The 14,231-nt window shown below is 43.2% G+C and carries 13 protein-coding genes, 1 other RNA gene and 1 pseudogene; 8 read left to right on the plus strand and 7 right to left on the minus strand.

Going from position 1 to position 14,231, the window contains the following annotated elements:
- Positions 1 to 128: 128 nt before the first annotated feature.
- On the minus strand, positions 129 to 557 hold the full coding sequence (locus ACOOFG_RS02170) for a hypothetical protein (RefSeq protein WP_420422008.1): 429 nt from the start codon (positions 555 to 557) through the stop codon (positions 129 to 131).
- Between the two features lie 774 nt (positions 558 to 1,331).
- Here ACOOFG_RS02170 and ACOOFG_RS02175 point away from each other — a divergent pair.
- On the plus strand, positions 1,332 to 2,057 hold the full coding sequence (locus tag ACOOFG_RS02175) for a DUF924 family protein (RefSeq protein WP_420422009.1): 726 nt from the start codon (positions 1,332 to 1,334) through the stop codon (positions 2,055 to 2,057).
- A gap of 683 nt (positions 2,058 to 2,740) precedes the next feature.
- On the opposite strand, the gene ACOOFG_RS02180 is transcribed toward ACOOFG_RS02175, so the two are convergent.
- Both ACOOFG_RS02180 and ACOOFG_RS02185 read right to left on the minus strand, forming a co-directional pair.
- A complete protein-coding gene (locus ACOOFG_RS02180) occupies positions 2,741 to 3,628 on the minus strand; it encodes a TrmH family RNA methyltransferase (protein ID WP_420422010.1) in 888 nt (295 codons plus the stop codon).
- On the minus strand, positions 3,621 to 5,204 hold the full coding sequence (locus ACOOFG_RS02185; protein WP_420422698.1) for an ABC-F family ATP-binding cassette domain-containing protein: 1,584 nt from the start codon (positions 5,202 to 5,204) through the stop codon (positions 3,621 to 3,623). Before ACOOFG_RS02185 ends, ACOOFG_RS02180 begins: the two co-directional genes overlap by 8 nt.
- A gap of 33 nt (positions 5,205 to 5,237) precedes the next feature.
- On the opposite strand from ACOOFG_RS02185, the pseudogene xerA reads away from it, so the two are divergent.
- A pseudogene (gene xerA, locus ACOOFG_RS02190) lies at positions 5,238 to 6,128 on the plus strand (site-specific tyrosine recombinase/integron integrase); the annotation flags it as partial.
- 14 nt (positions 6,129 to 6,142) lie between these two features.
- Here the strand turns inward: xerA and rnpB are convergent.
- The 4 genes from rnpB to ACOOFG_RS02210 all read right to left on the minus strand — a co-directional run bounded on the left by rnpB (position 6,143) and on the right by ACOOFG_RS02210 (position 8,684).
- Positions 6,143 to 6,486, minus strand: an RNA gene (rnpB, locus tag ACOOFG_RS02195) — RNase P RNA component class A.
- A gap of 39 nt (positions 6,487 to 6,525) precedes the next feature.
- Positions 6,526 to 7,293 (minus strand): zinc ribbon domain regulatory protein CdsZ, encoded by a 768-nt coding sequence (gene cdsZ / locus ACOOFG_RS02200; RefSeq protein ID WP_420422011.1) that lies wholly within the window; start codon positions 7,291 to 7,293, stop codon positions 6,526 to 6,528.
- Between the two features lie 175 nt (positions 7,294 to 7,468).
- Positions 7,469 to 8,083 (minus strand): hypothetical protein, encoded by a 615-nt coding sequence (locus ACOOFG_RS02205; RefSeq protein WP_420422012.1) that lies wholly within the window; start codon positions 8,081 to 8,083, stop codon positions 7,469 to 7,471.
- Positions 8,064 to 8,684 (minus strand): hypothetical protein, encoded by a 621-nt coding sequence (locus ACOOFG_RS02210; RefSeq protein ID WP_420422013.1) that lies wholly within the window; start codon positions 8,682 to 8,684, stop codon positions 8,064 to 8,066. Before ACOOFG_RS02210 ends, ACOOFG_RS02205 begins: the two co-directional genes overlap by 20 nt.
- Positions 8,685 to 8,804: 120 nt before the next feature.
- Between ACOOFG_RS02210 and ACOOFG_RS02215 the strand changes: the two genes are divergently transcribed.
- The 6 genes from ACOOFG_RS02215 to ald all read left to right on the plus strand — a co-directional run bounded on the left by ACOOFG_RS02215 (position 8,805) and on the right by ald (position 14,225).
- Complete coding sequence (locus ACOOFG_RS02215; protein WP_420422014.1) at positions 8,805 to 9,629, plus strand: serine/threonine protein kinase; 825 nt, start codon at positions 8,805 to 8,807, stop codon at positions 9,627 to 9,629.
- A 139-nt stretch (positions 9,630 to 9,768) separates the two neighbouring features.
- The gene (locus tag ACOOFG_RS02220) at positions 9,769 to 10,053 is read left to right on the plus strand and encodes a chorismate mutase (RefSeq protein ID WP_420422015.1); all 285 of its coding nucleotides are present in this window, start codon (positions 9,769 to 9,771) and stop codon (positions 10,051 to 10,053) included.
- A gap of 96 nt (positions 10,054 to 10,149) precedes the next feature.
- On the plus strand, positions 10,150 to 11,655 hold the full coding sequence (locus ACOOFG_RS02225; RefSeq protein ID WP_420422016.1) for a glycine hydroxymethyltransferase: 1,506 nt from the start codon (positions 10,150 to 10,152) through the stop codon (positions 11,653 to 11,655).
- Between the two features lie 34 nt (positions 11,656 to 11,689).
- Positions 11,690 to 12,325: an ATP-dependent Clp protease proteolytic subunit gene (locus ACOOFG_RS02230; protein ID WP_420422017.1), complete on the plus strand. Its 636-nt coding sequence runs from the start codon at positions 11,690 to 11,692 to the stop codon at positions 12,323 to 12,325.
- Between the two features lie 8 nt (positions 12,326 to 12,333).
- On the plus strand, positions 12,334 to 13,110 hold the full coding sequence (dapF, locus tag ACOOFG_RS02235) for a diaminopimelate epimerase (protein ID WP_420422018.1): 777 nt from the start codon (positions 12,334 to 12,336) through the stop codon (positions 13,108 to 13,110).
- Positions 13,107 to 14,225, plus strand: a complete 1,119-nt coding sequence (gene ald, locus ACOOFG_RS02240; protein ID WP_420422019.1) for an alanine dehydrogenase — start codon at positions 13,107 to 13,109, stop codon at positions 14,223 to 14,225. Before dapF ends, ald begins: the two co-directional genes overlap by 4 nt.
- The last annotated feature ends 6 nt before the right edge of the window (positions 14,226 to 14,231 follow it).

Genomic DNA, 14,231 nt, shown 5'->3' on the forward strand with positions numbered 1-14,231 from the left:
TTCAAAGAAGAGTTCTTCTTTTTAACAAGATCTTTGTTGGATAAATTAAACAAGATTTTAATTCTCTTCTTAATTTAATGAAAGATTTTTTCTTTAAAAAATCTTTACCTTTATAGAAGGTGATCTATCTAGATCACTTCTTTCAAAGCAGAGTTTAAATCATCGGACAACAGCTCAAGCTCCCGAATGAAACTTTGGGTTGATTCGGGATAAGACACATACTCATGTAGAATAGCCGATAAATCAGAGTCTCTCACTTGTTGCTCAGAAAAGGTTTCCAACGCGTTCAAGATTGTGAGAGGCTTTTTTGTTTTGTTAGAGAGAGGCTGTAAAAAGATATTTTTAACCAGCTCTCCGACTTCTTTGACATCTTCTTCTGGGCAATCAATCACTTGGACCGAAGAGTCATAAAGTTTGTGAATGGTGTCAGCCATATTGAGAACAAATTCTTCTTGGCTGGATAAAGATCCATTTTCCGACAGCGAATAAACAGAGTCAGTAAACTTATCAAGTTCTTGTTTGAAATTCAGACAAATTGTCTTAGTTTCTTTCTTCATACCTAAAATCCTTGGTCAATCCGCTTCAATTTTTATCCATTCTTCTTTTGAAATCAATACGTGAAGGGGAATTTTTTTCCTATCCTTCCTTTTAATCTATAAGTTTCTTATACTTACTTATGCTTTTTACTGGAGGAGGAAAAAAGGAGTCTTTTCTTACGATTCGAATTTTTTATTTATCATAACTTTCCTTTGTATGCCTCAATTGTGGGTGAGTTTGTCTCTCAAGTGCAGCTCTGCCTGTGGTATTTCGCAATCCAAAAAGAAAACTGGAGGGTTTGCGAAGACTCGCCCACATTGAGGGTTTTGTTGGGAACTGTTGCCTGCGGTTTTTCGCAGGCAACTTTGTTTTGTGATCAAACTCCGAGGAGTCAAAGGAATTGAAAGGGCAAAAACTAGGAGGAAAAATGCCTTCAGTTTAAAATGATATGTCAAGTCTGATGCACTCAACATAACACGCCCCTTATACGTGCTGTTAAGATCTACTACGAAGATCAATCAGATCCCAAGAAGAAAAATGACGCTAAAATGTTTATAAAATTTTTGATGGGTCATGGAGCCGATCCAGACTACAAAAATAATAGAGGAGACTCAGCTATGCAGCTCGCAAAATGTAAGAAAATAGAAGATTTGTTGAACCCGGGTGTAGAAATCAAAGGATCAACGGATTAAAGCGATTGAAAACAAGGGGAAAATAAGGTTTGCTTCTGCATCTAGGTTGCGAATAAGCATCTTGAGACTTTAAGATGTTTATTTTTTACTTTGGAGTTTTCAATGAGACGCTTATTACTGACCTTAGGTTTATCACTGGCTGCTTTTTTTCCTTGCAGTCTGCGAGCAGATGAATCAGTTTATTCGCAGTTAGATTCAGAAATAATCTCTAGACAAGATGAAATTTTGTCGTTTTGGTTTGGTCAACTTGAAAATTCTTATGAATGGGATGCCGAAAAAGCAAAACGCTGGTTCAATGGAAATGAAGCGTTTGATCAAACGATTGACGAGGCGTTTGGAAATGATCTTCTTTTAGCGTCTTCTGGAGTCTATGAAGAGTTGGAAAAATCTCCTAAGGGGATGCTCGCATTAATCATCTTATTCGATCAATTCCCAAGGAATATCTTTCGTGGAACCCCTCAGGCTTTTCAGTTCCATCGCCTTGCAGAAGAGTTGACACTTAAAGGGATTGAAGCAGGATTTGATCGAGAGCTTTTTCCTATAGAGCGCCAGTTTTTTTACCTCCCTCTCATGCATTCGGAGAACCGAGATTACCAAGAGCTTTCACTGCAAATTTTTCAGCAGCTGACAGAAGAGGCGGATGAACGTAATCGAGACTACTTTTTGCATGTTGAAAGCTACGCAAAGCATCATTATGAAATCGTGCAGAAATTTGGAAGATTTCCTCATCGAAACGCTATTTTGGATAGAACAGACACACTAGAAGAAGTTGAGTATTTGAAATTGTCGGCATCTTCTTATGGACAAAGCTCCACTTCAACTCAATAGAGCTTGGTAGCTCTTATGTTGCGAATAAACATCTTGAGACCTTAAGATGTTTATTTTTTTTTATAACTTAGGAGGTTTCAATGAAACGCTTATTACTGACTCTAGCTGTGTCACTCACTGCTTTACTTCCTTTTTCTTTGAGGGCAGAAGAGGCTGAGTCTACATGTGTTTATGGTTCTTTTGAGGTTTCTGATTTTTCAGCGGCTCTAGGAAATGAAGTCTTTGCTGACTACATGTATGAGTTTTTCAATCGGTTTGCAGACTTGTTAGCAGGTATGGATGCAAGAGCGTCGCAACTTATTACCCTTTTCCCAGGAGAACCCATTAGTTTGAGTTGGGAAAAAGATATGGAATGTCTTCGCGACATGCTTGAAGATCGGGATACAAAGATTAAGGTGCTCTCTTTTGTTGGAGCGGGAATTTATCCTGATAGCAATTATGACGATGAGTCAACCCGTGAAGATTTTCACTCTCTACAGAACCTCATTTTTACAGGGCTAGTTAAGGACCTAATGATTATCGATGCCTATGAAGAGGAAAGAATCAGCGAAGAGACGTATGAAAAAGGCTTAGCAGCCGTTGAAGCAGAAATCATGGAAAAGACGAAAGCTCTTTGCTTGGAGTCTAAAGATCATTTTTTCACTGATGAGCTTCCTGAATTTTTAGGTGATGCTGCGTCAAGACTAGAAGCGCTTAGCCGCTTTCTTCCTGTCGATGATGAAGATGAATATGATGGAGAATCGAAAGCTGAAATGGCGTTTGAAGAACTGGAAGATGCGTTGATGGATCAACTCGATGAGCTGGTGCATGAAATGTTTTCTATTAAGGCTATTGAGGAGCTTTGCCACCAGATGATGAATGGTGTGGAAGAGCCCATTGCTTGCGAATCTCAGCTGCCAGAATCGCAAACGCACGCTAACATTGAGGGAGTTTTTGCTTCCAAGAAGGGGGATCTGAAGTATGATATCGGCCTGTTTGACCGTTTCGGGATTCAGGCCGTATTCTTCGTTTCCCACAAGAAGGGAAAACGTCTCGGGGAATTCAAAGTCAAAGTAAGAAGGGGCATTTTCAACTGTTTCAAGAGCGATGAGTGGGCGGGGAAGGTCTTGCAAGGTCGAGTTTGCTTTGTGAGGTACGAAGGATGCAACACCCATTGCAGCATCAGCCACCTTTTTATTTTCAATTCCAGGTGTGGTCGGAGAGAAATGAACGGTGCCAAGGCGAAAAGCTTCGACAGTGCGCAGGATGCTGCCAACGTTGTGGCCAGAACGGAGATTTTCAAGGTAAATGGCTAGGGGGAGGTAATCGATATCTGAGAGGGTGTCAAAGCGGCGAATGAGGAAGTTATGTTCTTTCAGTGAAACAGATGCTTCTTTGAGATGGAAGTGGTAACGGTCGGCGATTGAGGAAAAAGAAATATCGAGAGGAGTGAGCTTGAGGCAAGACTCAAGTTCTCTGTATTGGGTAAGGTAGGTGGGATCGCCTTTTTCATGGTAGGAACGGAGAAGTTGTGCAGCTTTTTTATGCTGTTGTCGATGAGGGAGAGAAAGAAACTTCCGTTGACTAAACACGGGCTGCTAAGTACTCATCAAGTGAGCCTTCAAAGACAACAATACCGCTCTTTTCGATGGCAATGATTTTGTTAGCCACTTCATTAATGAGGTCGCGGTCATGAGAAGCCATGACGACTGTGCCTTTGAATTCATCGAGTCCCCATCCAAGAGCTGACACCGATTCGAGGTCAAGGTGGTTGTTGGGCTCGTCGAGAATCAAAGTGTTGTAATCGTTCAGCATGAGGGCCGAGAAAATGAGGCGCGCAGTTTCTCCTCCGGAGAGTTTAGAAATTTCTTTGAAGGCGTCATCACCACCAAAGAGCATTTTTCCCAGGGCGCCGCGAATGTCTTGATCGTAGGCTTTGGCCTTGTGCTTTTTCAGCCAATCGAACGATGAGATTTTTTCTGATTTGTCAATTGCTTCCGAGTGGTTTTGAGGGAAATAGCCAAGTTCAGCTTGGTGGCCTCGTTCAACTTTTCCTGCATCGGGGTCAAGAACTCCTGCCAACATTTTCAGCAGAGTTGTTTTTCCCATCCCGTTATTTCCGATGACAGCAACTTTGTCGCCGCGCATGATTTCGATAGAAAAGTCGTTGATGACTTCATTGTCATCGTAGGCTTTGCAAATGCCTTCGACTTTTAAGGCGATTTTTCCAGAAGGTTTTTCAGGTGGAGTGAAGCGGATGTAGGGGCGTTGAATGTTTGACTTTTTCAGTTCTTGCGGTTGAAGTCGGTTGATTTCTTTGACGCGTGAACGGACTTGAGAGGCGCGGGTTCCTGCTCCGAATTTAGAGACGAACTCTTTGAGTTGAGAGATCTTTTTTTCTTTTGATTTATTTTCTTGTTCAGCGCGATCACGGACCGATGTTTTGGCAACCAGCATGTCGTCGTAGTTACCAGGATAGGTGATGATCGTGTCGTAGTCGATGTCGGCGATGTCTGTTGTCACAGCATTGAGGAAGTGGCGGTCGTGACTGACAACGATCAGCGTTCCATTGTAGTTTAAGAGGAAGCTTTCAAGCCATCCGATCGACTCAAGGTCCATGTGGTTAGTCGGCTCGTCGAGGAGGAGGGCTTCGGGTTCTCCAAAGAGGGCTTGGCATAGAAGGACGCGGAACTGGAGATCGGTCGGAATTTCGTGCATCATTTTTTCATGCATTTCTACAGGAATACCCATTCCAGAAAGAAGCATTTCAGCATTCGAGTCGGCGCTGTAACCATCTTCGTCGGCAACGATTTCTTCGAGTTCTCCAAGGCGCATGCCGATTTCGTCGGTCATTTCTTTTTCGTAGAGCATGTCCCGCTCGACCATGGCATTCCAGAGACGTTCGTTTCCAATGATGACAACATCTAAGACCTTGTTGTCTTTGAATTCTTCGATATTTTGGCGTAAGAAGCCTACTTTTTTCGGAAGAGAAACGTTTCCAGAAGTGGGTTCTTCGACCTTCATCATGATTTTGAGAAGAGTCGATTTTCCCGCCCCATTGGGGCCGGTTAGACCATAACGGTGGCCAGGGTTGAAGGCTGCGCAAACATCGTCAAATAAGACGCGTGTGCCGATCTTTTTTGAAATTTTATCGAGTACAATCATAATATCTTATAATAGAGAACTAAGGAGTAAAAATCAATGACGCTTTCTCAAGAGATTGATCGGTTTCTGAGGCATCTGCAAGTTGTGAAAAATGCCTCTCAGCATACGCTGCGTAATTACCGGTTAGACCTCAAGGCATTTCAAAGTTTTCTTGAAAAAGAGACAGATGTAACGAAAGTCGAAAAGCGAGAAATTCGGGGCTATCTGACTCATCTCAATTACAAGGGAGTGTCAAAGCGGACGGCTTTTCGTCACTTGTCTGCGCTCCGTTCTTTTTTTAAATACTTGCTGCGTGAAAAAGTCATCGAGCATAATCCTCTTGAGGAGATTTCAAGTCCTAAACTAGACAAACCTGTTCCGAAAGCCTTGTCATTTGAAGAGGTTAAGCGGCTCTTTGCTCAGCCAGATATTGCAACATATTTAGGGTTTCGGGACCGGTGCATGATGGAGCTTTTTTATAGCTCGGGCTTGCGGATCAGTGAACTGGCTTTTTTAAACCGGATGGATGTCGATTTGAAAAACCGCTCAATGCGGATCATGGGGAAGGGAAAAAAGGAACGGGTGATTCCGATGACAAAAAACGCTGCAAAGTGGATCCGAGAATACTTAAGCCACCCCAAGCGGTTTGAGGAAGGGAAACCTCATGCGGAAAAAGATCATGAAGCCATCTTTTTGAATAAATGGGGGAGGCGCCTGACAACCCGTTCGATTGATCGGATGTTTAAGCGGTACCTTCTTATGAGCGGGCTTGCGGCAACAGTGACACCTCATACCATTCGTCACACGATAGCCACGCATTGGCTTGAGCGGGGTATGGATCTCAAGACAATTCAAGTGCTCTTGGGGCATAGCTCACTTGCCACAACGACAATCTATACACGGGTTTCAAGTCGGCTGAAGCGGGAAGTGTATGAAAAAGCGCATCCTTCTTCGAAAAGAAAGCTGTCGGAAAAGGGGTAAGCCGGATTCTGTGCGAGGCAATCATTCATCTAGGGACTTTGTCACCAAAATCCTCAAGCGACTCTAAGAGTTCCTGAGCGAAAAACTGAAACGAACTCTTTCTTGCTTCAGGTGGGGTTTGTAGCGTCTTTGTGTTTCCACAAAGAGGTCGAGCCACAAGCTCGACATTTTCATCCTGTCTAATCCTTACCTAGGTAGAATTAGCGGTCTGTTTTCTGTTACACTTTCCGTAGCCTTACGGCCCCCAGTCTTTCACTGGCACCTTTTTCTGCGAAGTCCAGACTTTCCTCTCCCAATAAATGGCAGCGATTGCGTCCTTTTCCGAAACAGACTGATTTAGACCATTTATTTTTGCTAAATGGACTTAAGTTTTAACTGTGCGGCGACGGCGACGACGTGTGGCAACTGTGGTGCCTTCAATCGATTCGCTTTCTTGCCAGTAGTGAATGCGAGAGCAATGCTCGCAAAATACGAGAGCTTCACCCTTACGCACGAGGTTTTCATGCTGAAGAGTGAGTGCGATGTGGCAGCCACTGCAAGTGCGGTTTTCTATTGGAACGATCACACGGTCTTTTTTGTTGCGAAGAAGCCGCTCGTAGATTTTTAGCACTTCTGGATCGGCATTCTTAGCAGCTTCTTGCCGCTGCTCTTTAAGTTGTTGTCCTTCTTCGTTGATCTTATCAATGCCAAGCTTGATTTCGTTTTCGAGTTCTTGACTGTTAACTGCAGAAGCCTCAAGACTGCTCTTGATTTTGTCGTAGATTTCTTCTTCAGCGACTTTTTTATCGAGAATGTTGGAAGTTTGGGTTTCCAAAGCGCCTTTTTCTCGCTCAACAGCTGTCATTTCTTGTGTTAGAGCATTGAATTCTTCAACTTTCTTGATGGAAGATTGTTGTGTTTCAAGCTTTTTATACTTTTCTGAGAGTTCTTGAATCTTCTCTTCTAAAGCATTGATCTGCTTATCGAGATCGGCAATTTCTTCTTGCTTCAGTTTGAGTTGCTCTTCGAGTTCAACTCGCAGATCTTCAATCTGTTTAAGCTCTCCTTGGCGTTGCTTTTTAACGCGCATGAGCCGGATCATTTTAATATCTAATTCTTGGATATCGAGTAAAAGCTTCAATGCTTGATGCATGTCAAGATCTTCCTATAATTCTTCAAGTGTGCCCCATACACTACAGGTTTTCTTGAAATTTCTCAAGCCCTAAAATTGAAAAGCTATCTTGGGAATCTAGGCGGTTGTATTCTAATGGTGTCAACTTAAGGAATTTAATGAAAAAATTATAAATAATGGGGTATGAGGCGCCGACTTACAATTTGATTTGCATCACTTGGAAGCGCGGCTTGTCTTTTTTATAGGTGATCACAAACGCCTGATTTGAAGTTGCTTCTGATGAAAAAGTTTTTTGAAAGTTAGAATTATGTCGCATTCTTGGTTCTAAATTGATCAGAAGCGTCGGAACGTCCTGGTTTTTGGTGCAGATGATGGCCGTTTTTCCGTGGTGTTCCTCCGTTTCATAGAGAGTCTCTTTTAGTGGTCCCAGTTTATTTGGAAGGAATTGTTCGACACTTTCTGGAATATTGGTGAAGACCGAGATGGGGGCTTTTTTGTAAAATATGACATTAGCAAGAGGCGAAATCGTTTGAATGCACGAAAGAGTGGAGGGAGAACCCACATAGGAGATCGGGTGGGATGGCGTTTCACTTTTGCCGACTATGTCAGCAAAAAGAGGAGGTGTTTTTGGAGGAATGCCAAGGAAAAATCCGACAAGTCCCGCCGCCCTTTTTTGACCTTCACTTGTTAAGCTATTCGTTGAAGAGGTTTCTCCAGGAGTGATCACGATGATACGATGAGGCGTGGCTTCGACCTGGTAAGAGGCGAAGAACAGGGCGAAGAGGAGGGTCTTAAGGATTGTTGAAACCATCTGATTTCACCTGTGTAAAAGTTAAAGCGGTGGGTTCGTTTCCGTCGAAGCGGATAACCCAGACCTTATCGTATTCGTCTTCTCCTATATCAGGAAAAGAGTTTTTGAGATTTTCAAATTGCTCAACCAGAAGCTTGGGCATTTCGGTATGTTCCCAACAAATCACGACTGTTTGCCCATTGAAAGGTTGCTTCATGAGATGGGGGATGACTTGATTGGCTTCAGCGTATGAGAATTGGTTGTGTATCGCTACGTTCTTGTGCTGTGTTTCTTTAAGGCAGGCACTGGCTTCATGAAAGAGGGGAATGATCGTTTGTGTACAGCGAACGTAATTATAAGTTCCACGGGGGTCTTTGACGTAGGAACGAGGAACATAGATTCCTCCAATGGGGTGCGCTTTTTGGTCGATGATTTGATTTTGCAGTAAAAAGTTCACAAGGTATGCAGCGCGCTGTTGTCCTTGAGCATTGAGGAGGGCGTCCATGTTTCTGACAAATCCCACAGCAGGTACTTTTTCTGCGTGACGAAAGATCACGATTTGGTAAGGCTGCGCGAAAGCAGATGTGGCAAAAATGGGAAAAAGTAACACGAGTTTCTTCATATTTTCACTCTATATAAGATTTGGGATACTTTTTAAACCCCGATTTGCAGGATTTGATCCCCGACTTATTCCTAGTCTGTGGTAGAATCTTTCCCTTTCAAGAGGAATTTTTAAATTATTATGGAAGAGATTCAAGCTGCAAGTGAAGTTTGTGAAGGGGTTTATGTTTCTCCTTTAGAAGAAGAAATAAAAAAAGTGGGAGACTACACCTTAGATAGGGAATTAGGAAGAGGAGAGAAGGCCATTGTCTTCCTTGCCCGTGATTCTCACGGAAGGGAAGTTGCAATCAAAGAATACAAACCTTACTCCGCTTTCAAAGGCATCCCAGAAGAGTATCTCAAACACATGTTTGATGCTCAGGGTGTGCCAATTTGGGCTCAGAGAGAATGGGAACTAGGGCAACAATTGAAACATCCTAATATTGTAGAAATTTATGATTTTTTTACTGAAACTGAGGATGCGCAAGCTTACTCTTACCTTGTGATGGAATATGTCAAAGAGGATGCATCTGAAAAACTATCAGAAATAGCAGCGACCCAAGCAGCTTTAGGTCTTGTTGAAGGGCTGATTTATTCTTTCGAAAAAGGGTTGATTCATCGGGATCTTTATTCGAGCAACATGATTCTGGATATCTCGGGAATTTTAAAGTTGATCGATCTTGATAGTTTCGAACCCATTGAAACAAGTTGTTACCCTAATGATGAAGTGGATGAAGATGGAGAGTTGGCAGATTCTTTGGACGCGTATTTGCGTGGGCTCGGATCAAGTATTTCATCTATTCTTTGTTTTGGAAACGTTGAAATGAACTTCTCTTCGTTTATTCCTTTAGAGTGTCAACACAACCTTGGACAAAAAGATCTGCCCCTAATTTTAGACTTTCTTAATGCGATCAAGGAAGAATTAAGCTCGTTAGACTTTCACAATAGGTCGCACAATAAGGCATGACAGTATGATTCAAGTTGCTTAAAAGGTTTAGCTTTCTTTATTGGTTAGATAGTGTTGTCAAATACTATTTTGTGATAGAGGACAGAGTCATATTTGACGACACTATCTGAGACAAAGCCAAGTTACAAAAGGTATAGAAATGGGTATCGATCCGAAGCTGGTAGAGTTAAGAAAGCAACTTGATCACATTGATGAACAAATCATCAAGTTGTTTGGGGAAAGGCGCAAAGTCATTCAAAATGTGGCTCATTTCAAAAAGGAAAGTGGTGGTGAAGTATTCGATCCAAAACGAGAGGCTCAGATTTTTGAACGAGTGCGGGTGATTGCGCAAGACCAAGAACTGGATCCTTCAGCAATTGAGCAAATCTTTCGTTCCCTTATTACTTACTTTCGAGAAGAAGAAGCTCGAGATTTTGGCACCTAAGTAAGTAGAATTTTTTTGACAGGGGAAAATCATTCGACGAGATAAGAGGATTTGTGACATAATTATTGGTTTATAGGAAGAATAGTGGGCAGGTGGATGTCGTATTTAAACAAATACTTAGAAAAAACTCCGGAAAGCAAGCGCAGCAGTGCGGCAATTGCTTACCTTGCCGGACTCGATCATTTGCGAAAAGATAATCCTGAAGTTGTTCAAACGATCATTAAAGAACTGCACGATCAACGTAGTTACTTGAAGATGATTGCCTCAGAAAACTATAGCTCTCTTGCGACACAGCTGGCGATGGGAAATCTCTTAACAGATAAATACAGTGAAGGATACCCCGGCCATCGCTTTTATGCGGGTTGTGAAAATATTGACACGATCGAATCTTTAGCGATTGAAGAATTGAAGAAGGTCTACGGGTGTGATCATGCCTATGTTCAGCCTCATTCGGGTGCTGATGCAAATTTGGTGGCCTTTTGGGGAATTCTCGTGCACCGGATCCAAAATAAAGAAGTCGAGGCGTTGGGGAAAAAGTCATTAGATGAGCTTTCTTCTGAAGAGTACGAAAAAGTGCGCCAATTGATGCTCAATCAAAAAATTATGGGGCTCTCTCTTAGCTCGGGAGGGCATCTTACGCACGGGTATCGGCACAATGTATCAGCTAAGATGTTTCAAGCTGTTTCTTATGATGTCAATCGCGAAACCGAACTCATCGATTTTAAAGAACTTGAAGAACAGGTGAAGCGGGAAAAACCGACAATTTTGATTGGAGGTTACTCTGCTTATCCACGCCTCATTAATTTTGCCAAGATGCGCGAAATTGCTGACTCTGTTGGAGCTGTTTTCATGGTGGATATGGCTCACTTCTCTGGACTTGTTGCTGGAAAAGTGATGCAAGGGGATTACGACCCCGTGGCTCATGCGCATATTGTGACATCGACAACACACAAGACCCTTCGTGGCCCACGAGGGGGGATGGTCCTTTGCCAGGAAGAATATCGCGAAGTGATTGATAAGGGATGCCCGCTAGTCTTAGGAGGCCCACTCCCACATGTTATGGCGGCAAAAGCTGTGGCTTTTCGTGAAGCGCGAACCCCTGAGTACCAAAGCTATGCAGAGCAGATTGTGAAAAACTCGCAAGCGTTAGCTGAGCGTCTGCTTGATCGAGATGTAAAGCTCTTCACTGGAGGAACAGATAATCATCTTATTGTTTTCGATGTGATGACGAGCTTTGGAATCACAGGACGCCAAGCTGAAATAGCGATGCGTGAAGCACTCATGACGGTTAATAGGAATGCCATTCCTTTTGATGTCAACGGCCCTTGGTACACTTCAGGGATTCGCATTGGAACAGCCGCCTTGACGTCCCTTGGGATGAAAGAAGGTGAAATGCATCAGATTGCCGATTTAATCGCTGATCTGTTAAAAGCATCAAAAGCTCGCATTGTTGAAAAGACGGGAAAACCGAGTAAGGCGAAGGTGGATATTGATTCCACAGTCTTGAAACGGGTTCAAGAAGAAGTGACAGCGCTCTTAGGTCAGTTTGTCTTGTATCCCGAATTGACAGATTTAGCCCTCACAGAGCAAGTGTTAACTTAACCTGAAACTCAGGTCAACTAAAATAAGGATAAATATGCCGCTTACAAGAGATGATAAAACGATCAGATTAGATGACGAAGATGAGGATGAAGAAAAAAAATCCGAATCATTCAACCAGAAGTTGGAAAATCTTCTTCTAAAGAAACGACGTGTTTTTCTCTCCAGCCCTGTGACAGATCAAAGCGCGAAAGATATCATCCGTAAACTTTGGTATCTTGAGTTTCTTGATCCAGGAAAGCCTATTCTGCTGGTGATTAACTCTCCGGGAGGATCTGTCGACTCTGGTTTTGCAATTTGGGATCAGATTCAAATGATCAGCTCACCTGTCACAACGCTTGTGACGGGACTTGCGGCATCTATGGGATCAGTTCTTAGCTTAGCGGCTGCACCGAAAAAGCGTTTTGCAACGCCTTCGGCACGAATCATGATTCACCAACCTCTGATTTCAGGTGTCATTCAAGGACAAGCCACTGATTTAGAGATTCAAGCGAAGGAAATCATCAAGACGCGCACTCAAATCGTTGAGCTTTATGCGAAAGCTACAGGCAAAGATTCAAAATTGATCGAAAAGACGATTGATCGTGATACATGGATGACAGCAGAAGAAGCGATTGACTTTGGTCTTCTTGACGGAATCGTGAGTTCTTACAAGGAACTAGGCTTTGAATAGTCACTTGGATGCGCTTCTATAAATATCAGGGGACGGGAAATGACTTCATTCTGATTGAGAGTGATACAGCTCATTTCCCTCCACATCAAATCAAACAGCTTTGTGATCGTCGCTATGGTATTGGCGGAGACGGACTTATTTTTGTCCGGAGGAAAGTCGATGCTGATGCTGAAATGGAAATTTACAATGCGGATGGGATGCGCGCTGAGATGTGTGGCAATGGCCTCCGCTCTCTCATCCAGTACCTGATCGATCGTGGAAACTCGCAGGAGTCATTTACAATTGCAGCAGGTGGAAAACTCTACGAAGCTGTTGTTGAAGCAGGGGAAATTGTGGTAGAGATGGGGGTCCCGAAAATTCTCGAGGAAGGGAAAATTGAGGGGCTTTCTTTTTTTCATATTGATTCGGGAGTGCCTCATTTTGTTCACTTTTGTAATGACATTCGCCAAGCGGATTTTCCTCAAATTGCACAGGGTTTAAGACACCATTCGCATTTTTCTCCTTCAGGCGTAAATGTGAATTTTGTTAAACTCCTTCCCTCATGCCTTCTGCAAGTTCGCACATATGAACGAGGAGTAGAAGGTGAAACGCATTCTTGCGGAACAGGTGGGGCTGCTGCTTGCGTTGCAGCTTGGAAAAAATATGGCATCAAGGGGCTGGTAGAGGTGGAATTTCCTTCTCAAGAGAGACTTCGATTTGATTTATTAGCTCATGATGACCTATTAAGAGGAATGAGTATGCGGGGACACGCAGCATATGTTTTCGAGGGAGAAATTGGGTTATGAAGATTGGAATTCCAAAAGAGATAAAAAATCACGAATATCGGATTGGTGCAACACCTTCGCTTATACAGTCTCTCATTAAGGCCGGACACCAAGTGTCTGTCCAGCAAGGAGCTGGGGAAGCGATTGGATTTACTGATGAAGAGTTTAAATTAGTTGGCGCCTTAATTGTTCCGACTGCAGAAGAAGTCTACCAAGCGGAAATGATTATTAAGGTCAAAGAACCTCAACCTGCTGAGTACCCACTTCTTAAAGAAGGGCAGATTCTATTTTGTTTCTTGCATCTTGCTCCTGACCCAGAACAGACTGCAGCACTTCTCAAGCAAAAAGTAGTTGGCATTGCCTTTGAAACCGTGGTGGATCATAAAGGCCGCCTCCCATTGCTCATGCCGATGAGTGAGGTTGCGGGACGGATTGCGATCCAAGCTGGAGCCAATGCGCTTCACATGGTTCACGGGGGAAGAGGAGTCCTTCTAGGAGGTGTTCCAGGAGTTACCCCAGGAAAGGTCGTGATTATTGGTGGCGGGGTTGTAGGAACGCAGGCTGCAAAGATGGCTGTTGGGCTCAAAGCGGATGTGACGATTCTCGACAACAATGTCCAGCGATTAAGGGACCTGGATGATCTCTTTCGAGGTAAATTGAAGACTCTATATTCGACTCCCGTGACATTAGAAGAGGAAGTGGCATTAGCAGACCTTGTTGTGGGAGCGGTTCTTATCCCAGGAAAATGCGCTCCAAAGCTTGTGACGAAAGAGATGATCAAGAGAATGAAAAAAGGAGCAGTGATTGTCGACGTTGCGATTGACCAAGGTGGATGTGTTCAAACGTCTAGGCCAACGACACATTCTGATCCTATTTTTATTCAGGATGAAGTGGTTCACTATTGTGTGGCCAATATGCCAGGTGCTTGCGCGAGAACAGCTACGATTGCATTGACAAACAGCATTCTGCCGTATGCGCTGCAAATTGCTAAAAAGGGATACAAGCAAGCATTGCTTGATGATCCGTATCTTCTTCCAGGGCTCAATGTAGCATTTGGAAAAGTGACAAATGAAAATGTCGCAAATGATTTAGGGTATGAATATTATCCTCCTGAGGCAATCCTCAAGAGTCTCTAAATCCGC

Source organism: Simkania sp., assembly GCF_965215465.1.
In the GTDB taxonomy this organism is placed as follows: Bacteria; Chlamydiota; Chlamydiia; order Chlamydiales; family Simkaniaceae; genus Simkania.